The organism is Pseudomonas sp. NFPP24, from assembly GCF_900112095.1.
Taxonomy (GTDB): Bacteria; Pseudomonadota; Gammaproteobacteria; order Pseudomonadales; family Pseudomonadaceae; genus Aquipseudomonas; species Aquipseudomonas extremorientalis.
The window spans coordinates 216,190-235,519 of sequence record NZ_FOKD01000003.1; the positions used below are offsets into that span (position 1 = coordinate 216,190).

Here is a 19,330-nt window from a genome sequence, read left to right on the forward strand (position 1 = left end):
ACCAGTGGTAAAAAACCACCTCGAAATTCCTGCAGGTCACGCTAAACTGCGCGCCTTGGCCGCAGTTTCGCCATACCGGTCGTGGTGCCCCGGGCACCCAAACCCACGAATTCCCTGAAAAGAGTAGCCAACATGACTCAAGTCAAACTGACCACCAACCACGGTGACATCGTCATCGAGCTCAACGCCGAGAAAGCGCCGATCACCGTCGCCAACTTCATCGAGTACGTGAACGCCGGCCACTACGAAAACACCGTTTTCCACCGTGTCATCGGCAACTTCATGATCCAGGGCGGCGGTTTCGAGCCTGGCATGAAAGAAAAGAAAGACAAGCGCCCAAGCATCCAGAACGAAGCGGACAACGGCCTTTCCAACGACAAGTACACCGTCGCCATGGCCCGTACCATGGAGCCGCATTCGGCCTCCGCGCAGTTCTTCATCAACGTGGCCGACAACGCCTTCCTGAACCACAGCGGCAAGAACGTGCAGGGCTGGGGCTACGCGGTATTCGGTAAAGTCACCGAAGGCCAGGACGTCGTCGACAAGATCAAAGGCGTGCAGACCACCGGTAAAGCCGGTCACCAGGACGTTCCGGTAGAAGACGTGATCGTCGAGAAAGCCGAGATCGTTGGGTGATACTGCTGATTTCAGATTTGCATCTGGAAGAGGAGCGCCCGGACATCACCCGGGCGTTTCTGGATCTGCTCCACGGCCGCGCCCGTGGCGCCCAGGCGTTGTACATTCTGGGGGACTTCTTCGAAGCCTGGATTGGCGACGATGGGATGACACCGTTTCAGCGCTCCATTTGCGCAGCCCTGCGCGAACTGAGCGACAGCGGCACTCCGATTTTCATCATGCACGGCAATCGCGATTTCCTGATCGGCAAGGCGTTCTGCAAAGCCGCAGGCGCCACCTTGCTCAAGGACCCGAGTGTCGTGCAGCTCCATGGCGAGCCCGTGCTGTTGATGCACGGCGACAGTCTCTGCACCCGCGACGTCGGCTATATGAAGCTGCGGCGCATCCTGCGTAACCCGATCGTGCTGTTTATCCTGCGCCACCTGCCCCTGGGCACGCGGCACAAGCTGGCGCGCAAGCTGCGCAGTGAAAGCCGGGCGCAGACGCGCATGAAGGCCAACGACATTGTCGATGTAACGCCCGAGGAAGTGCCGCGGGTGATGCAGCAGTTCGGCGTGCGCACCCTGGTCCACGGCCATACCCACCGCCCCGCCATTCACAAGTTGCAGATTGGCGACCAGGCCGCCAAGCGCATTGTGCTGGGGGATTGGGACAAGCAGGGCTGGGCGCTGCAGGTGGATGAGCAAGGGTTTCAGTTGGCGGCGTTTGACTTCGTCAATCCGCAATTGGCGTTGCCTGGGGCTTGAGCCACCAACACCCCAGATCCCCCGTGAAAAGAGATCAAAATGTGGGAGGGGGCTTGCCCCCGATGGCTGTGGATCTGTCAGCATATTTTTGACTGAGCCACCGCCATCGGGGGCAAGCCCCCTCCCACAGTTGATTGCATTCCAGCCCTTGCGGATCAGTGGCCGGAAGCCTCCGGCCCGGCCTTGGCGCCAAACGGCGGCTTGGCCAGCCACACCAACAGCATCAACCCCATGAACATCCACCCCAGCAACGTGAAGTAATCCACGGTGGACATCATGTATGCCTGGCTGGTGAGGATCTGGTCCAGCTGCGTATAGGCCTTCTGCCCTGCCCCACCGAGCGCCTGCAAGGCATCGCGGGTCGCCGAGTCGTAGGTGGTCATGTTCTCGCTCATGTAGGCATGGTGCTGGTCCGCCCGGCGAATCCAGATCCAGGTGGTCAGCGACGCCGCGAAGCTGCCGCCCAGGGTGCGCAGGAACGTGGCCAGGCCCGCGCCGTCGGCAATCTGGTGCGGCGGCAGGTCGGACATCAATATGCTCAAGGTCGGCATGAAGAACAGCGCCACGCCAATCCCCATGAACAGCTGCACCAGGGCGATGTGCTGGAAGTCCACCTCATTGGTGAAACCTGCGCGCATGAAGCAGCTCAAGCCAATCGCCAGGAAGGCCAGGCCCGCCAGCAGGCGCAGGTCGAACTTGTGCGCGTACTTGCCCACGAACGGCGACATCAGCACCGGCAAAATACCGATCGGCGCCACCGCCAGCCCGGCCCAGGTCGCGGTGTAGCCCATCTGGGTCTGCAACCATTGCGGCAGGATCAGGTTGATGCCGAAGAAGCCTGCGTACCCCAGGATCAACACGATGGTGCCGATGCGGAAGTTGCGGTAGGCAAACAGCTTCAGGTTGACCACCGGGTGTTTGTCGGTGAGTTCCCAGATGATGAACACCGCCAGGGCAATCACCGAAATCGCCGCGCCCACGATAATGAAGTTGGATTCGAACCAGTCCAGGTCATTGCCCTTGTCGAGAATGATCTGCAAGGCGCCCACGCCGACGATCAAGCTCAGCAACCCGACGTAGTCCATCGGCTGATAACTGGTCTGCACCGGACGTTTCTTCAACTGCGAACGCACCACCATCACCGCAAAGATACCGATGGGCACGTTGATGAAGAAGATCCACGGCCAGCTGTAGCTGTCGGTGATCCAGCCGCCGAGGATCGGCCCGGCAATCGGCGCCACCACCGTGACCATCGCCAGCAACGCCAGGGCCATGCCACGCCTAGCCGGCGGGTAGACGGCGATCAGCAGCGTCTGGGTCATCGGGTACAACGGCCCGGCCACCAGGCCTTGTATGACGCGAAAAGCGATCAGCTCGGGCATCGACGTGGAAATACCACACAGGAACGACGCCAGCACGAACAGCATCGTCGCCCACAAGAACAGCTTGACCTCGCCAAACCGCCGGCTCAGCCAGCCGGTGAGCGGCAAGGCAATCGCGTTGCTCACCGCAAACGAGGTGATGACCCAGGTGCCCTGCTCCGAACTCACGCCCAGGTTGCCGGAAATGGTCGGCAACGCCACGTTGGCGATGGTGGTGTCGAGCACCTGCATGAAGGTCGCCAGCGACAGGCCAATGGTGGCCATCAACAGGCTGGGTGGCGTGAAGGAGGCGTTATTGCTCATCAGCGTTGCACAGCCTTGGGCGCGGCGAGGCTGTTGTCATGGATCAACTGGGTGATCATGGCGTCGGCCTCGGCGAGTTGGCGGTCATACACGTTGGTGCTGAACGAGGCCTTCTGCGGCGCCTGTTGCGCCAGTACCGGGCCGCTCTGGTCATGCAGGTCGACCTTGACCAGGGTGCTCAAGCCCACGCGCAGCGGGTGCTTGGCCAGTTCTTCGGCATTGATGTGGATACGCACCGGCACCCGTTGCACGATCTTGATCCAGTTACCCGTGGCGTTCTGCGCCGGCAGCAGGGCAAACGCGCTGCCGGTACCGGCGCCGAGGCTGTCGATGGTGCCGCTGAATTTCACGTCGCTGCCGTAGATGTCCGATTCGATGTCCACCGGCTGGCCGATGCGCATGTCACGCAGTTGGGTTTCCTTGAAGTTGGCGTCGATCCACAGCTGGTTCAGCGGGATCACCGCCATCAATGCGGTGCCCGGTTGTACGCGCTGGCCCAGTTGTACGGTGCGCTTGGCCACATAGCCGGTGACCGGTGCGATCAAGGTGCTGCGCGCATTGGCCAGGTAGGCCTGGCGCAGTTGCGCGGCGGCGGCCTGCACATCCGGGTGAGAACTGATCACCGTGTCGTCCACCAACGCATTGGTGGTTTTCAGTTGTTGCTCAAGGTTGGTCAGGGCGTTTTTGGCCGCAGTGAGGCTGTCACGGGCATGGGACAGCTCCTCCTGGGAAATCGCCCCGCCCTGGGCCAGGGTTTTACGACGATTGAAGTTGTCCTGGGCGGTCTGCACGTCGGCTTTCTGCGCATTGACCTGGGCCTTCATGCCGTCGACGTTGCTGTACAGGCCGCGCACCTGGCGCACGGTGCGGGCCAGGTTGGCCTGGGCACTTTGCAGGCCGACGGCGGCGTCGTTCGGGTCGAAGTTGATCAGCACCTGGCCCTCGTGGACCAGGTCGCCATCGTCGGCGCCGATGCTGACCACGGTGCCGGTGACCAGCGGGGTGATTTCCACCACGTTGCCGTTCACGTAGGCGTCGTCGGTGCTTTCGCTGAAGCGGCCGTACAGCTCATACCAGCCCCATACGCCGACCACGGCGAGGATGACGATCAGCGCCAGGCCGATCAGCATCACCTTGCGTTTGCGGGGGTTGTTGTCTTTGGGTTGTTCGGTTGCATTGGTGTTTTCGGCAGTGGCCATGACAAATACCTCAAATTATTCCGTGCGTGTGGCGGGGGTGGTCGCTGCCACGTTGTCGGCGCTGTAGCCGCCGCCCAGGGCCTGCATCAGTTGAATCGACAGATCGATCTGCGCGGCATTCAGGGTTGCCAGCTGACGCTGGGCCTGCAGCAGTTGCTGCTCGATGCTGAGCACATCCAGGTAGTTACCGACCCCGGAGCTGTAGCGCTGCACCCCGGTGTCGTAGGACTGCTGGGCAATGTCCGCGGCATGTTGCTGGGCCTGGATCTGCCGGCCGGTGTCGCGCAGTTGCGAAAGGGTGTTGCCGATATCGCCCAGGGCTTGCACCAGGGTTTTGTTGTACTGCGCCACCGCCAGGTCGTAGTCGGCGTCGCGGGCATCGAGGTCGGCACGCAGGCGGCCGCCGTCGAAGATCGGCAGCGAGATCGTCGGCGCAATGTTGAAGAAGCGGCTGGCCGACCCGAACATCGCATCCCCCAGCAACGACTCGGCCCCGGCGCTCGCGCTCAGGTTGAGGTTAGGGTAGAAGCGCGTCTTGCTGGCATCGATGTTCCGGCCCGCCGATTCGACCCGCCAGCGCGCGGCGATCAGGTCCGGGCGGCGGCCCAACAGCTCGGCCGGCAGCACCGAGGGCACGGCCACCGCGCTGGGTTTCAGCACGTTGGGCCGGGCCAGTTCACTGCCACGGTCCGGGCCTTTGCCAAGCAATACGGCCAGGGCGATCTTGGCGCTTTGCAGCTGTTTTTCCGCGTCGATCAGTTGCGACTGGGCGCTGGCTTCCAGGCTTTCGGTCTGCTGGTACTGGTACTGGCTGTCGATGCCCGAATTCAGCCGGCGCTTGCCCAGGTCGAGCATCTGCCGGGTGCGCTTGAGGTCGTCGTTGGCCAGGTCGCGCACGATATGGGCCTGGCCCAGGTCGCTGTAGGCCTTGGCCACGTTGGCGGCCAGGGTCAGGCGCGCGGCCTGCTGGTCGACCTGGGCAGCACGCGCCTCACCCAACGCGGCTTCCCAGGCAGCCCGCTGGCCGCCCCAGAGGTCGAAGGTGTAGTTGAAGCTGGCGCCGATGTTGCGCACGGTCGAATAAGCATCGCCTTCACCGCGCGGGTCCTGGTCTTTTGCCAGGCGCGAGCGGCTGACACCGGCGCTGGCGTCGAGGGTCGGCATGCGCTCGGCGTTGGCGGCATAGGCAGCAGCCTCGGCCTGGTGGGCCCGGGCGCTGGCGACTTGCATGTCGGGGCTGTTTTGCAGGGCTTCCTGGATCAGACCGTCGAGTTGCGGGTCGCCGAGGCTTTTCCACCAGTCAGCGGTCGGCCAGGCAGCGCTCGACAAGGTCACACCGCTCAAGGTTTTACCGGTTTGCAATGTGCTGGCGTCGAGGCGTTTGCCTTGGGTGTCGAGGCCGCTGTAGTTGGCGCAACCGGCCATGCTCATGGCCACCAGCACCAGGCTGAGTGCACGTGTGTTCATTCTTTACCTACCCGCTGGATGACGATGGCGTCACCGGCAGCTACCAGAATTTTCTTGAGGATCCGCTCCAGGGTCTGCAGCTCGCCGGGCTCCAGTGCGCCGGCCAATTCGTTCATCGACTGGGCACCGATGTGCGGCAGCATGTCCGCCAGGCGCTGGCCGTCTTCGGTCAGCACCAGCCGCACCTGGCGCCGGTCCTGCTCGGAACGCTGGCGTGCCAGTAGGCCTTTCTGCTCCAGGCGGTCGAGCATGCGGGTCATGGAACCGCTGTCCAGGGACAGGTTGCGGCACAGCTCCGCCGGGGTATCCACGTCGAACTGAGCGATGATGATCAACACCTTGAACTGCGCGGCGGTCACGCCGTACGGCTCCATATGGGTGTCGATAATGCGGTCCTTGAGCAGCGCCGCCCGGCCCAGGAGCAGGCCGAGGTGGCAGTTGCGAAAGCTGTCAGGGGTGAAGTGGGGCATCGGAAGTCACCTTATTACTGCCTAGGCAGTGAATGTATGACAAGATGTTACTGCTTAGGCAGCGAATGTCAAATGGAATTATTAGCTTGCTTGGTAATGGGCGGATGAATGGTGAGATTCTAAGGATTGCCTGATGGGGTGTGACGCCTTCGCTGAGTAATCTGAGTAGCCTTTTGACCAGTCGACACCCTCCTTCCCATGACTTCCTTAAAACAGTTTGCTTGCCTCGCGGTCGTCACCCTGGCGGGCGCATCAGCCGCCTCTGCGGCTAATTGCACAGCCACCGTCAACACCAATGAAACCCTTAACTTCGGCGCAAGTCTGTCCAGCGGCAGCCTGACAGTTCCCGCTGACACTCCCGACGGCACCGTGATTTACCAAGACACGGTGCAATCGGGTCAGAACAGCTGGAAATGCACAGGTTCCTCCCAATACGGCATCGTGATAAACCCTGCGTTAGGCTCGGTCACCAGCGGCTGGACCTACCCTATCGGCAAGACAGGCCTTTCGTTCCGCGTCTGGATCGACAGCCTGGATTACTATATGGCTGCACCTGCTTCCCTTAAGCCGAGTGGTTACGGCATCCCCCCAGGCTCGGTACGCCTGGAAATCGTCAAGTCAGGCCCGCTGTCTCCACAGGTCAAGGTCACTGCCGGCAACCTGGGCAACTTGCAAGCTGACGATCTGATCATCAGCAAGTACAACCTGACCAACCCGCTGGTGCTGAACGCTGCCTCCTGCCAGACCCCTTCCGTGCCCGTCGCCATGGGCGACGACTATCAGCTGTGGGAGTTTCGCGACGCAGGCGCAACCCCTCGCACCATTCGCTTCGACATCGGCTTGAACCAGTGCCAGACCGGTATCAATAAAGTCACCTATTCGCTCAAGGCCACCACGCCCATCGTCGACGCGGCAAAAGGTGTCGTCGCGCTCAACGGCGGCTCCACCGCCAAAGGCATCGGCCTGCAATTGATGGATGATGCCGGGCAACCCATCGCGTTTGATACCACCTACTCCTTCAGCGGTTTCACCACCACAGGCACCAATTTCAAGATTCCCTTGTCGGCCTCGTATTACCGCTTGCCCACCGGCAACGTCGAAGCCGGCAGCGCCAACACCGAAGTCACCTTTATCGTGAACTACCTGTAGCAAACTAAGGATCGTCTGATTTTTCCTACATACGGCCATCCCTAGAGTGACGGGATGCGATTAAAGAACTATCTCCACCAGATCAGCCCCGTCCTGTCCACGCCCCACGCCGCCCGCCGCCTGTTGCGCATTTTTGCGCTGGTGCTGCTGGTGGGCATGCTGGGCGGCGTGTACAGCTTCCTGCTATTTACGTTCAACAACGAGATCTCCCAGCGGCGCAGCTACATGAGCAGCGCCATCGCCGAGGCCCATACCTTTTTCACCACCCGTGAAGCCCTGCTGGAAAGCCTCAGCCTGTCGGCTACACGCAAGGCCAAATTGAACCTGCCGGTGAACGATGAGGAAATCCGCCTGTTGCTCGGCAAAATCCCGGGTAAGCAATGGAGCATCTGGCTGACCCAGCGCATGCGCGACTTCCTGAAGGCCAAGCAGCTCAACCTGCTGTACGTCGGCACCGATGCCCAGGTGCTGCGACTTTACGATGCGGGTCCCGTGGCTGCGGACTTTCCCGCGCCCATGCTGGTGCAACTCAATGCCCTCAAGCAGCAGAAAACCCTGCAGGAACTCTGGCTGACCCACACCGACGGCGGCAACTCGCAGCTATATATCTTTATCCGCCTGGATGAACGCGACCTGGACTCCGGCTGGCTCGGCCTGGAGATGGATGACCGTGAAGTCTCCAACGCCTTGAGCGACCACAGTGCTGGCGAGTTCACCATGTTCAACGCCCAAGGTATGCCTCTATTCAGCAACAGCCGTAACCCGCCGCCCGGGCAAAACCTGCCGCACCTGCGCCAGCAGGACTTCTTCGGCTTTGTCGGCGACGGTTGGCTGCCCGAGCAATTGGTGTTGCGCAAACAGCTGAAGTCGTCGGACTGGCAGCTCACCTACTCCATCGACCTGCACGCAGTGCTCTGGGCACTATGGCCGCAGATGCTCGGCGCCCTGTTGTTCTGCCTGCTGACCATCAGCCTGGTGGCCCTGTTGACCCGCCGCCTGGAACACCGCTTCATCATCCCCGCCATCCACCGCATCCAGGCGCTGGTGGAAAGCGAGCTGTTCAGCCGCGATGTGATCCAGACTGCGCCCGTGGCCCTGTGCGTGCTGCGGCGCACGGACGGCGAAGTGGTGCTGGAAAATACCCTCGCCCAACAATGGCTCGGCCAGGCCGGCGCGCAGCTGGGGCCGGGCTGGATCCGTAATGCCTTCGATACGGACGCCCCCTGCCTCACCGACTACTTCAAAGCCGCCGATGGCCGCCACCTGTACCTGAGCTGCGCGCCCACCCGCTACAAGGGGGAAGACGTGTTGCTCTGCGCCTTCAGCGATATCAGTGCGCGCACCCAGATCGAAGCGGCGCTGGAACAGGCACGCCAATCCGCCGATGCCGCCAACGAAGCCAAGACACTGTTCCTGGCGACCATGAGCCACGAAATCCGCACGCCGCTGTATGGCGTGCTCGGTACCCTGGAGCTTCTCGCCCGTACTCGCCTGGATGCCCAGCAGAAAAGCTACCTGCATGCCATCGAAGGTTCCTCGGCGACGCTGCTGCAACTGATCTGCGATGTGCTCGACGTGTCAAAGATCGAAGCCGGCCAATTGGCCCTGGAGTTGAGTGAGTTTTGTGTGCCCAGCCTGGTGCAGGAAGTGGTGCAGGGTTACGCCGCCGCCGCACAGAGCAAGGGTTTGCAGCTGTATGCGTGCCTCGACCCGCAACTGCCGCTGCGCCTGATCGGCGATGCCAGCCGCTTGCGCCAGATCCTCAACAACCTGCTGAGCAATGCGGTCAAGTTCACCGACTCCGGGCGCGTAGTACTGCGGGTCAAAAAGCTCAGCCGTGAAGGCGAACGGGCGTGCCTGCAATGGCAAGTCTCGGACACTGGCAAAGGCATCGCCCAGGAAGACCAGGCACTGATCTTCGAGCCGTTCTACCAGACCGAAGGCAACCCCCATGTGATCGCCGGCACCGGCCTCGGCCTGCCCATTTGCCTGCGCCTGACCCACTTGATGAACGGCACCCTGCGCATGGTCAGCGAGCCGGGGCTGGGCAGCAGCTTTTCCCTGGCCGTGCCGCTGGAGCAACCCGCTAGCATCGTGCCGTCGCTGCGGCCGCCGTTGGCGCAGGAGGTGGTGTATGTGCTCTCGCCTGTGCGCGAACTGGCCGACAGCCTCTGCGGCTGGCTGCGCCGCTGGGGTGCCCGTGCGCAGGTCGGCCCGCCGTCCAGCGCCGAGCTGGCCGCACCCGCGGTACTGCTCGAACTGGTAGAGCGCAGCCTGGACACCTCCTGGCACGGCCCACGGGTATTCGCCAGCAGCGATGGTGCCCACGAACCGCAGTTCACCGGCGATGGCTGGCAGGTCAACCTCAACGACCTGAACGCGATCCACCAGGCGGTTCGCCACGCCCAGAACGGCCAGGCCGCACCGTCCCAGGCGCGTTGCGAGCGGCGCGACCTGCACCCCTTGCACCTGCATATCCTGGTGGCCGAAGACAACGCCATCAACCAGTTGATCCTGCGTGACCAGCTTGAAGAACTCGGTTGTACCGTAGAGCTGGCCGGCGATGGCGAAGAGGCCTTGTCGCGCTGGCACGAAGGCGCCTTCGACATCGTGCTCACTGACGTCAACATGCCCAAGCTCAATGGCTACGAACTGGCCGAAGCCCTGCGGTGCCTTGGCTGCAACACCCCGATCATCGGCGCAACCGCCAACGCCCTGCGCGGTGAAGATGCCTTGTGCCTGGCGGCCGGCATGAATCACTGCCTGGTCAAACCCTTCACACTGCGAGCCTTGTTCACTGCCCTGGCTCCCTACGCACGAGCTACCCATGAAACCCTGTAGCATTCTGATCGTTGAAGACCATCCCTTTCAGCACCTGTATTTGCAGAACCTGTTCAGCGAGCTGGGGGATTTTGATGTGGTGTGCGCCAGGGACGGTGAAGCAGCGCTGGCCTGCCTGAAACAACGCGATTTCGACCTGGTGCTCACCGACTTGCTGATGCCCGGTATGGACGGTGTGCAATTTATCCAGGGCCTGGCCGCACAACCCTCATGCCCCGCGCTGGCGATCATGAGCGCCGCGTCACGGCGCATGCTGATGGGTGCAAGCCTGGTGGCGAGTAACCTGCAAGTGAAGGTGATCGGGTTGATTTCCAAGCCGGTGAATGCCGCGGCCCTGCGTTGCCTGATCGACCAGCTGCAGGCTCTGCGCCAGGTTGCCCCGGCCCAGACCCAGCCCGGCATCGATTGCCAAAGCCTGATGAACGCCCTCGATAATGGTGAACTGCAAGCCTGGTTCCAACCCAAGAAAGCCCTGAACAATGGCCGCATCGTCGCGGCCGAAGCCCTGGTGCGCTGGGTACACCCCGAGCATGGCCTGTTGCTGCCCGGCGTGTTCCTGCCGGCATTGATCGCCTGCCACCTGGAAGAACGCCTGTTGTGGTGCGTGCTCAAGCAAGCGATGGCCGCCCAAGCCGTATGGCGCCAACAAGGCTATGACATCCCGGTGTCCATCAACCTGCCCACGCACCTGCTCAACAGCCACGATCTGCCCGACCGCATCCTGGCGTTCGTGCTGGAACACCAGGGGCTGCCGGCACGTATCTGTTTCGAGCTGATGGAATGCTCGGTGCCCGACGACATCAGCAATTTCTACGCCGGCGCCTGCCGCTTGCGCATCAAGGGTTTCGGCCTGTCTCAGGACGATTTCGGCAAGGGCTACAGCTCGTACATGAACCTGGTGTCGGCACCGTTCACCGAGGTAAAGATCGACCGTGCCCTGGTGCAGGGCTGCAACGCCAACGAAGAATTGGCCCAGGCACTCACCAGCATCGTCAGCCTGGGGCGTCAATTGGGCTTGATCGTGGTCGCCGAAGGCGTAGAAACCGCGCAAGAACTTGCGCTGTTGCGTAAGATCGACTGCACTCAGGTCCAGGGTTTCCTGATCTCTCACGCCGTCTCTGCGGATCAGTTCCAGCAATTGCTGACCCACGACGGGCCTGCGAGCGCCTATTGACCGGCTGCCGGGTGTGGAACAACGCCGTTAGCTTGCGAGGTCACCGCGTCATGCATCACCCCAATGCCTTCCTGGAGAAACTCACCAGCAGTTCACTGCGCCTGAACAAAGGCTTGCTGGTATTGGGAGCCTTGGTGCTGTTGCTGCTGGGTATCAGCTGCCTGGGGGTGCAACGCATGGTCCAGGAGCAGCATGAAACCCTGCAATTCCATTTCGCCCGGCTGATGGAGAATATCCACGAGCAGGAAGCCTTCCTGCGCGATGTCTCGCGGGGCAGTATCAAGGGCGAACTCAACCCTTCGGCCCTGCTCCCACCCGTTGCGCAAAAGCCGCTGCCCGAAGAAGGACCGAATATCTATGAGGGTCGCGGGCTGCCGTTTTCCCTGCCCTACAGCCTGAAAATCAACCCGGACAAGATCGCCGCCGCCGAGCACCCCAAGGTGTTCGCCCTCGGCACCTACTTGTCGGCTTACTACAGCGCATTCTGGTCCGCCTCTCACTATCAGTCGCCCCAGGTAATGGTGGTCAACGGACCGGACAACTTCGACATCAGCGTGCCCGCCACCGGCCGGCTGCGCGATGGCGGCCAGGTGCCCGTCGGTGCGCTGCTGGACGTGCTGACCCAGTTGAACGAACGCCTGCACGCAAAGAATTCGTCGCGGACGGATCATCAAGTGCACTGGGAACCCTACGCCGCCGCACCCGATCACAACGGTGCGCCCGTGCTGCTGGGCTATGTCGACATCAACCTGGCCTCGACCGCGCTGACCATCGACGGCGCCAACACCTGGGTGGTGGTGGCCTCTCTGCTGGACCTGGCCAAGGTCAATAACATCGAGCGCTTGATGCAGTGGTCGATCTACGACAACTTCACCTTGATCACCCCCGACGGAGTTGTCCTGACCGGTGCAGTAACGCCCGGCCAGGTGCTGAACGAAGGTGTGAACGTCACCCGTGACGGCCTGGTGTTCAAACTGACCAGCCAGGGCGGGCAGCCCTGGACAGCGATCTACGTGATCAGCCTGCAACGTTTCCTCGATTACGCGATGTGGCCACTGCTGTGCCTGCTGGTCGTGGTGCTGGCGATGCTGGGCTGTGGCCGCGCCTTCAACCGTTGGTACACGGCGCGAGTGGTGTTGCCCGCCCATCAAGCCCACGCGAGCATCGCCGAAAGCGAGGCGTTCAGCCGCGCGGTCATCGACACCGCGCCGACCGGCCTGTGCGTGATCCGCCGCAGCGATCATCACGTGCTCCTGCAAAACCGCCGTGCCCAGCAATGGCAGGACGCCCGCGCATTATTCGACTTGCTCAAGCAGCAGCCGCGCACCACGCCGGGCCAGGCCGACCTTGAAAGTGACGGCCGCCACCTGCACGTGGCCTTCGTGCCCACCCGTTACCAAGGCCAGGACGCGTGGTTGTGCGCGGTGCACGATGTTACCCGGCATATCGAAGATGCTGCCGCTCTGGAGGAAGCGCGTCAGGCGGCCGATTCGGCGAACCTGGCCAAGAGTCGCTTCCTCGCGACCATGAGCCATGAAATCCGCACACCACTGTACGGCGTGCTAGGCACTCTGGAGCTGCTCGGCCTGACCTCGCTCGCACCACGCCAGCAGGATTACCTGCAGACCATCCAGCGCTCCTCCACCTCCCTGTTCCAACTGATCAGCGACGTGCTGGATGTGTCAAAGATCGAAGCCGGGCAAATGACCCTCGAACTTCAGGACTTCTGCCCCCTGGAACTGAGCGAGGACAGCGTGCGCACCTACAGCGCCTTCGCCCGCGCCAAGGGCTTGCAGCTGTATGCCTGCATCGACGCGAACCTGCCGGACCGACTGCGCGGTGACCCGCAGCGTATCCGCCAGATCCTCAACAACCTGCTGAGCAACGCGATCAAGTTCACCGATAACGGGCGCGTGGTGCTGCGCCTGCGTGTCCTGCAAACCAGCGACGACCAGGTGAGCCTGCAATGGCAGGTCAGCGATTCCGGCGTGGGCATTTCCCAGGCGCAGCAACACCAGCTTTTCGACCCCTTCTACCAGGCCGAAGATGCCGCCAGCCAGGCCGGTGCCGGGCTGGGCCTGGCAATCTGCAAATGGCTGTGCGAGCTGATGCACGGCCAGTTGAATGTGGTGAGTGAGCCCGGGCTGGGCAGCAGCTTTACCTTGCAGGTCGCATTACAGGTCGTTCCCGGCAGCCTGGCCGATTGCCCGCCGTTCAGCCCCGGCCTGCCGCCTGTCTACGTACGCGCACAGGAATCCGAACGGGCGCAGCACCTGATCAACTGGCTCAATCGCCTGGGGCTTCCCAGCCGTGCGCTGTCAGCCGAGATGCCGGCTAACGCGCTGCTGGTGGATTTCGCCCAGGACCTGGCATGGCCCGGCATGCGCATCATCGCCTCGGCGGGCGGGCCCGACCCGGCGCAACCGTGCGGTGCCGACTGGAGCGTCGACGCCGACAATGTGCGCGCCATTGCCTGGGCGATCTACCGGGCGCAGCATGGCGCCGAAGCAGGCCCACGCCGCGTACCGTCCGCCAACGCGCAACCACTGAACCTGCAGGTGCTGGTGGCCGAAGACAATGTAATCAACGCGGCCATTATCAAAGAACAATTGGAAGCCCTGGGTTGCCAGGTGGTCGTGGCGGCCAACGGCGAACAGGCGCTGATGCAGTGGCTGCCGGGACGCTTCGACCTGGTGCTGACCGACGTGAATATGCCGGTGATGAACGGCTACCAACTGACCGAAGCCTTGCGCCGACAGGATGCCGTACTGCCGATCATCGGGGTGACCGCCAATGCCCTGCGCGAAGAAGGCGAGCATTGCGCCGCTGTCGGCATGAACGCGTGGATGGTCAAGCCCCTGAGCCTCGCCGCTTTGCGTACGCAGCTGGAACAACACTGCAAGATCGAAATACCGGCGGTGGTCGACATGCCGCCGTTGTCGCCCAGGATGCGTGAGCTGTTTGTCACCACGCTGCGCCAGGACGTACAGACTACCTTGACCGCGCTGGACAATCGGGACGCCAATGGCGCGGCGCAGCAACTGCACAGCATGGCCGGCGCTCTGGGCGCGGTGCAGTTGGACGATATGGCCAGCGCCTTTGTCAGTTTGGAGCTACGCCTGACCGGCATGGCGGTCACACCGGCCCTGGCCTTGGAAGTACGGCAGCACCTCGCGCGCCTCACGGCATTGCTCGACACCCTTGAATAACTTCACTCTGGATAAAAAACCCATGGAAACCCTCAACGTAGTCATCGCAGACGATCACCCCATCGTGCTGGTCGGGGTGCGGGAACTGGTCGAGCGTGATGAGCGCTTTCGCGTGGTGGGCGAAGCCGTGTGCTCCAACGAACTGGTGACGTTGCTGGAAAACACCGAGGTGGATCTGGTGATCACCGACTTCAACATGCCGGCAGACTCGCCCTACGGCGATGGCCTGAAGCTGTTGGAATACCTGGTACGACACTTTCCCAGGGTGCGCGTGCTGGTGCTGACCATGATCTCCAACCCACTGATCCTCACACGGTTGCAGGAACTGGGTGTCCTCGCCGTGATCCAGAAAAACCAGCTGCACGTGGAGATCCAGGCTGCGCTCAAGGCCATCGCGCGCGGCAACCCGATTCGCAGCAATGGGCCGCGGCCGACCTCGGTGCTGGAGTCGTTCGACCTCGACCAGCGCTTCACCCGGTTGTCACCCAAGGAGCATGAGATTCTGCGGCTGTTTGTCTCCGGGCAAAGCGTCAATGAGATTGCCCGTGGATTGAACCGCAGCGCCAAAACCATCAGCACGCAAAAAGTCGCGGCCATGCGCAAGTTGGAGGTCAGCAGCGACCAGGACTTATTGGCTTATTGCATAGAGCGCAACTTGTTTAACTAACGTTCACTTCTAGGGATCGTCTGATGTCCCACTCAGGGCCTGCGCCTTATTGTGTTGTTTTAACCCCAACCATGGAAAAACAACATGAAGCAGTTCTCTCGCGCACTCTTGGCTCTGTCGGTATTTGCCGCAGTTAATGCATTCGCCGCCGGCGAACCCACCGCGCCAACCAAAGCCGGCAGCGGCACCATCAGTTTCACCGGCAGCATCAACAATGATGCCTGTTCCGTTGAAGGCGCTGGTCTGAACAAAACCATCTCGATCAACATGGGTGAAGTGTCCATCAAGGACATGGGCACCGCGACCGCGCCAAAAGGTAGCGGCACTCTGAGCGCCGAGAACTTCGACATGAAGATCAGCTGCAACGCCGGCACCAAGGTGGCGATGATCTTCGAACCGACCAAAGGCGCAGGTTCGGGCATCGTTGCCGGCACCAAAGTGTTGAAGCTGATCGACGGCCTGGGCTCAGCCAAGAACGTCGGTATCGCGCTGCTTGACGCAAACGGCGCGCTGATCGACCTGAGCTCGCCGACCACCGCGAAGATCGAAAACACCCTGCAGGACAGCAACACCACGCTGAAATTCTCGGCCGCCTATGTCACCACGGCCGACATTGCATCCGTCGTAGCGGGTCGCGGCGACGCCACCCTGCCATTCACCCTGCAATACGAATAACCCCCAGCGTCGCGGGGCCTTCGGGCCCCGCACACCTCTCGAACGTAGTGGTAGCCATCATGTTATTTCGTCATTCTCTGTCCCTCTGCGCGGGCCTGCTGGGCCTGCTTGCGGTCAGCCAGGCCACGGCCGGCATTTCGTTGAGCAGCACACGGCTGGTGTTCGATGGCCAACACAAAGAAGCCGGTATCACAGTGCGTAACAACGGTGAAGACGTGCTGATCCAATCCTGGGTCGACACCGACAGCGCTGCTGCCGGCACCGTGCCGTTTGCCGTTACCCCACCGCTGGCGCGGGTCACGGCCAATGAGCAACAGCTGTTGCGGGTAATTTATGCTGGCGCCGGCTTGCCCACCGACCGGGAATCGGTGGTGTGGCTCAACGTGCAGGAAATCCCCCAGGCCTCGAAAACCCAGAACACCTTGCAGCTTGCCGTGCGCCAGCGCATCAAGGTGTTCTTTCGCCCCGCCGGCTTGAAAAACAACGCCTACCTGGCACCGACCGAACTGCTCTGGCAGTTGGCCGAGCACGACGGCAAGCACGTGCTGCGGGTCACCAACCCGGGGATTTATCACGTGTCGATTGCCGACATTACCCTGCAAGCCGGTACTGTCAGTGAACACCCGTTCGATTCGCTAATGATTGGGCCGGGCGAACTAAAAGAGTTCAATCTTAAACAACTTAATTCAAGCCAGCCGTCACGCTTGATATTCGGCAGCATTAACGACTATGGCGCGCAAGATCGTTATTCCGCGCAACTGGTTAACGGCGCGCCTACATCAGCAAGTTTGAACACAGAATCACCATAAAGCGCCTGACGTTCGCGCAGCCGCACTTTCACTGTATTTCTCTTCGCTCCGTTAGTTCGTATCGGAGGTGATATAGGGTTCCTGCATGTTTTTATTCAAGCGCGATGGATTGGCGCCGTTATTGATTGCCCTGGGCTTCACCTCATTGTGCCAGGCCGATGGCGACGAACAATTCAATACTTCGTTTTTGCAAGGTGCGGCGGCTGACGTCGATTTGCACACGCTGCTCGCCAGCAGCAGCGTACTGCCCGGTACTTACCGGGTTGACCTGTACGGCAATGAAACCCTGGTTGGTCGGCGCGATATCGACTTTCAGCGCAACCCGCAAAACGGCAAGGTCGAGGCCTGCCTGACCCTGGAGATGCTGCAGCAAGTGGGCGTCGATATCGGCGCATTACAGGCCAGCGGCAAGCTCGTCGATACCGACCCGCATGCCTGCCTGGACCTGCCTGCCTTGATCGAGCATGCCAGCGTGCGCTACGACGTACCTCGCCTGCGCCTGCTGGTCAGCGTGCCTCAACGCGCCATGGAGCGTGGGCGGCGCGGCTACGTCGACCCTGCGCTGTGGGACGAAGGCGTGCCTGCGGCGTTCATCAATTACCAATTGAGCAGCAACCGCAACAGTACTGACGCCGATACCACGCTCTCGAATAACCTGGGCTTGCGCAACGGCATCAACCTGGGCGCGTGGCGCCTGCGCAACGAATCGAACTTCAACAGCAGCACCGACCGCCCCAGTACGTTCAAGAGCAACCGCACCTACCTGCAACATGACGTGACTGCCTTGAAGGGCCAGTTCAGTGCCGGGGATATTTTCTCGGACACCGACCTGTTCGACAGCGTGCGCTATCGCGGTCTCAAGCTGGCCTCCGACGACGGCATGCGCGCCGACAGCGAGCGTGGCTACGCGCCGATCATCCGTGGCATTGCGCAATCGAGCGCCACGGTGGAAATCCGCCAGAACAATTACATCCTCTACACCGCCAACGTGCCGCCGGGCCCGTTCGAGATCAGCGACATTTACCCCAGCGGCTCCAACGGCGACCTGGAAGTGACGGTCATCGAGGCTGACGGCCGTCGCCGGGTCACGGTGCAGGCATTTTCCAGCCTGCCGATCATGGTGCGTGAAGGCCAGTTGAAATACAGCCTCTCCGCCGGCCAGTACAACAGCAATGACGACGGGCAAGAAAAACCGCAATTTGTCAGCAGCACCCTGGCCTATGGCATCAGCAGCAACCTGTCGGGGATTGTCGGCGTACAAGCCACGCAGGACTTCCAGGCGTTGTCCGTGGGGGCTGGACGCAACACGTCGATCGGCGCGGTATCGCTGGACATGACCCACTCCGTCAGCCGCACGTTCGGCCAGCAGGTCACGGGCAACAGCGTGCGCGCGTTATACGCCAAGACCTTTACCGGCACCGACACCAACTTCACCCTGGCGGCCTATCGGTATTCGACCGAGGGCTATCGCACCCTCGCCGACCACGTCGAGGAACTCAGCAATGAGGGCCAAAAACGCAACGGCAACTCCAAGACCCGCACCGACCTGACCATCAACCAGAGCCTGGGCCGCAACCAGCAGTTCGGCAGTGTGTACGTAAATGCCAGCGACCAGCGCTACTGGGGACGCGGCGGTTCGCGAAGCCTGTCGACGGGCTACAGCAACTACTGGGGCGACGTGAGCTACAACCTCAGCGCCACGCATACCAAGGACGTGGGCAACTACGGGGCGTCGAACAACGACACGCTGATCAACCTGTCCGTATCCTTTCCGCTGGGCTCAAAGCCCCGCGCGCCGAGGGCCTTTATGTCGGCCAGCACGCAGAAAGGCAGCGACACCACGCAACTGGGCGTCAACGGCTACCTGACCGAAAACAGCGACACCTATTACTCATTGCAAGGCGGTAACAGCAGCACAGGCGGCAGCACCGGCTCGGCCAACCTCAGTACCCGCACCTCGTTGATGGACATCAGCGGCGGCTACAGCCAGGGCCGTGGGTACAGCGCGCAGAACCTCAACGTGGCGGGGTCGGTGGTGGCCCACCCAGGCGGTATCAACCTGGGCCAGACCGTGGGCGAGACCTTTGCGCTGGCGCACGTCGACGGCGTGCAGGGCGTGAAGATCGGCAGCTTTTCCGGGGCTAAGACCGCCCGTAACGGCTATGCAGTGATCCCCAATGCGCAGCCTTACCGGGTGAACTGGATCAGCCTGGACACCCGTGACCTGGGCGCTGACATTGAAATCGATAACGCCACCCAGCAGGTCGTGCCTCGTCGTGGGGCCGTGGTGGTGGCCCGCTATACCAGCAAGAGCGGGCGGCGCGTGCAGTTTGCGCTGTTCGACACGCATCACCAGCCCATCCCGTTTGGTGCGTCGCTGGAGAATGTTGCGGGCAAGCAGATCGCGATGTCCGACCCTAGCGGCAAGGCATTGGCATTGATCGAAGAGGATGCCGGTACGTTGGTGATCAAGTGGGGTGACCAGCAATGCCAGGCGCCGTATACGCTGGGCGAGCGCAATAAGGCGCTGAACTATGAGCAGGCGACCCTGACCTGCTTGCCATAAATCCATCAACGCCACTGATCAAATGTGGGAGGGGGCT

14 protein-coding genes are annotated in these 19,330 nt (G+C 61.9%); 10 read left to right on the forward strand and 4 right to left on the reverse strand.

Annotation, left to right across the window (positions count from 1 at the left end; all coding sequences use genetic code 11):
* Positions 1-132: 132 nt before the first annotated feature.
* Positions 133-636: a peptidylprolyl isomerase gene (locus BM026_RS07875; RefSeq protein ID WP_010209496.1), complete on the forward strand. Its 504-nt coding sequence runs from the start codon at positions 133-135 to the stop codon at positions 634-636.
* Positions 633-1,382 (forward strand): UDP-2,3-diacylglucosamine diphosphatase, encoded by a 750-nt coding sequence (gene lpxH / locus BM026_RS07880; RefSeq protein WP_093527924.1) that lies wholly within the window; start codon positions 633-635, stop codon positions 1,380-1,382. The genes BM026_RS07875 and lpxH overlap by 4 nt, the downstream gene beginning before the upstream one ends.
* Before the next feature lie 155 nt (positions 1,383-1,537).
* Here lpxH and BM026_RS07885 read toward each other — a convergent pair whose 3' ends face one another.
* Genes BM026_RS07885 through BM026_RS07900 form a run of 4 tightly spaced genes read right to left on the reverse strand, consistent with a single transcriptional unit; the run spans position 1,538 to position 6,203 of the window.
* Positions 1,538-3,067, reverse strand: coding sequence for a DHA2 family efflux MFS transporter permease subunit (locus BM026_RS07885; protein WP_058423856.1), 1,530 nt, complete (start codon positions 3,065-3,067; stop codon positions 1,538-1,540).
* Positions 3,067-4,266 (reverse strand): HlyD/EmrA/EmrK family protein, encoded by a 1,200-nt coding sequence (locus tag BM026_RS07890; protein WP_071493452.1) that lies wholly within the window; start codon positions 4,264-4,266, stop codon positions 3,067-3,069. The genes BM026_RS07885 and BM026_RS07890 overlap by 1 nt, the downstream gene beginning before the upstream one ends.
* 15 nt (positions 4,267-4,281) lie before the next feature.
* Positions 4,282-5,733 carry an efflux transporter outer membrane subunit gene (locus BM026_RS07895; protein ID WP_093527927.1) on the reverse strand — a complete coding sequence of 484 codons (1,452 nt, stop codon included), beginning with the start codon at positions 5,731-5,733 and terminating at the stop codon, positions 4,282-4,284.
* Positions 5,730-6,203 (reverse strand): MarR family winged helix-turn-helix transcriptional regulator, encoded by a 474-nt coding sequence (locus tag BM026_RS07900; protein ID WP_092244885.1) that lies wholly within the window; start codon positions 6,201-6,203, stop codon positions 5,730-5,732. Before BM026_RS07900 ends, BM026_RS07895 begins: the two co-directional genes overlap by 4 nt.
* 198 nt (positions 6,204-6,401) lie before the next feature.
* Here BM026_RS07900 and BM026_RS07905 point away from each other — a divergent pair, with 198 nt between their 5' ends.
* From BM026_RS07905 to BM026_RS07940, 8 genes are all read left to right on the forward strand, one after another.
* On the forward strand, positions 6,402-7,352 hold the full coding sequence (locus BM026_RS07905) for a fimbrial protein (protein ID WP_093527930.1): 951 nt from the start codon (positions 6,402-6,404) through the stop codon (positions 7,350-7,352).
* A gap of 54 nt (positions 7,353-7,406) precedes the next feature.
* On the forward strand, positions 7,407-10,193 hold the full coding sequence (locus BM026_RS07910; RefSeq protein ID WP_093527933.1) for an ATP-binding protein: 2,787 nt from the start codon (positions 7,407-7,409) through the stop codon (positions 10,191-10,193).
* The gene (locus BM026_RS07915) at positions 10,180-11,367 is read left to right on the forward strand and encodes a response regulator cyclic di-GMP phosphodiesterase PvrR (RefSeq protein WP_093527936.1); all 1,188 of its coding nucleotides are present in this window, start codon (positions 10,180-10,182) and stop codon (positions 11,365-11,367) included. The genes BM026_RS07910 and BM026_RS07915 overlap by 14 nt, the downstream gene beginning before the upstream one ends.
* 50 nt (positions 11,368-11,417) lie before the next feature.
* Positions 11,418-14,576, forward strand: coding sequence for a hybrid sensor histidine kinase/response regulator (locus BM026_RS07920; RefSeq protein WP_093527939.1), 3,159 nt, complete (start codon positions 11,418-11,420; stop codon positions 14,574-14,576).
* Between the two features lie 22 nt (positions 14,577-14,598).
* Positions 14,599-15,243, forward strand: a complete 645-nt coding sequence (locus BM026_RS07925) for a response regulator (protein WP_093124016.1) — start codon at positions 14,599-14,601, stop codon at positions 15,241-15,243.
* A gap of 84 nt (positions 15,244-15,327) precedes the next feature.
* Positions 15,328-15,918: a fimbrial protein gene (locus BM026_RS07930; RefSeq protein WP_093124020.1), complete on the forward strand. Its 591-nt coding sequence runs from the start codon at positions 15,328-15,330 to the stop codon at positions 15,916-15,918.
* A 59-nt stretch (positions 15,919-15,977) separates the two neighbouring features.
* Complete coding sequence (locus tag BM026_RS07935; RefSeq protein ID WP_093512869.1) at positions 15,978-16,727, forward strand: fimbrial biogenesis chaperone; 750 nt, start codon at positions 15,978-15,980, stop codon at positions 16,725-16,727.
* An 85-nt stretch (positions 16,728-16,812) separates the two neighbouring features.
* Positions 16,813-19,293, forward strand: a complete 2,481-nt coding sequence (locus tag BM026_RS07940; protein ID WP_093527942.1) for a fimbria/pilus outer membrane usher protein — start codon at positions 16,813-16,815, stop codon at positions 19,291-19,293.
* The last annotated feature ends 37 nt before the right edge of the window (positions 19,294-19,330 follow it).

Bases quoted from the DNA above. Each gene is read 5' to 3' on its own strand.
- BM026_RS07930 (WP_093124020.1), top strand. From the start codon at position 15,328: ATGAAGCAGTTCTCTCGCGCACTCTTGGCTCTGTCGGTATTTGCCGCA.
- BM026_RS07910 (WP_093527933.1), top strand. From the start codon at position 7,407: ATGCGATTAAAGAACTATCTCCACCAGATCAGCCCCGTCCTGTCCACG.
- BM026_RS07925 (WP_093124016.1), top strand. From the start codon at position 14,599: ATGGAAACCCTCAACGTAGTCATCGCAGACGATCACCCCATCGTGCTG.
- BM026_RS07940 (WP_093527942.1), top strand. From the start codon at position 16,813: ATGTTTTTATTCAAGCGCGATGGATTGGCGCCGTTATTGATTGCCCTG.
- BM026_RS07875 (WP_010209496.1), top strand. From the start codon at position 133: ATGACTCAAGTCAAACTGACCACCAACCACGGTGACATCGTCATCGAG.
- BM026_RS07915 (WP_093527936.1), top strand. From the start codon at position 10,180: ATGAAACCCTGTAGCATTCTGATCGTTGAAGACCATCCCTTTCAGCAC.
- BM026_RS07905 (WP_093527930.1), top strand. From the start codon at position 6,402: ATGACTTCCTTAAAACAGTTTGCTTGCCTCGCGGTCGTCACCCTGGCG.
- BM026_RS07890 (WP_071493452.1), bottom strand. From the start codon at position 4,266: ATGGCCACTGCCGAAAACACCAATGCAACCGAACAACCCAAAGACAAC.
- BM026_RS07895 (WP_093527927.1), bottom strand. From the start codon at position 5,733: ATGAACACACGTGCACTCAGCCTGGTGCTGGTGGCCATGAGCATGGCC.
- BM026_RS07935 (WP_093512869.1), top strand. From the start codon at position 15,978: ATGTTATTTCGTCATTCTCTGTCCCTCTGCGCGGGCCTGCTGGGCCTG.
- BM026_RS07900 (WP_092244885.1), bottom strand. From the start codon at position 6,203: ATGCCCCACTTCACCCCTGACAGCTTTCGCAACTGCCACCTCGGCCTG.
- BM026_RS07920 (WP_093527939.1), top strand. From the start codon at position 11,418: ATGCATCACCCCAATGCCTTCCTGGAGAAACTCACCAGCAGTTCACTG.
- BM026_RS07885 (WP_058423856.1), bottom strand. From the start codon at position 3,067: ATGAGCAATAACGCCTCCTTCACGCCACCCAGCCTGTTGATGGCCACC.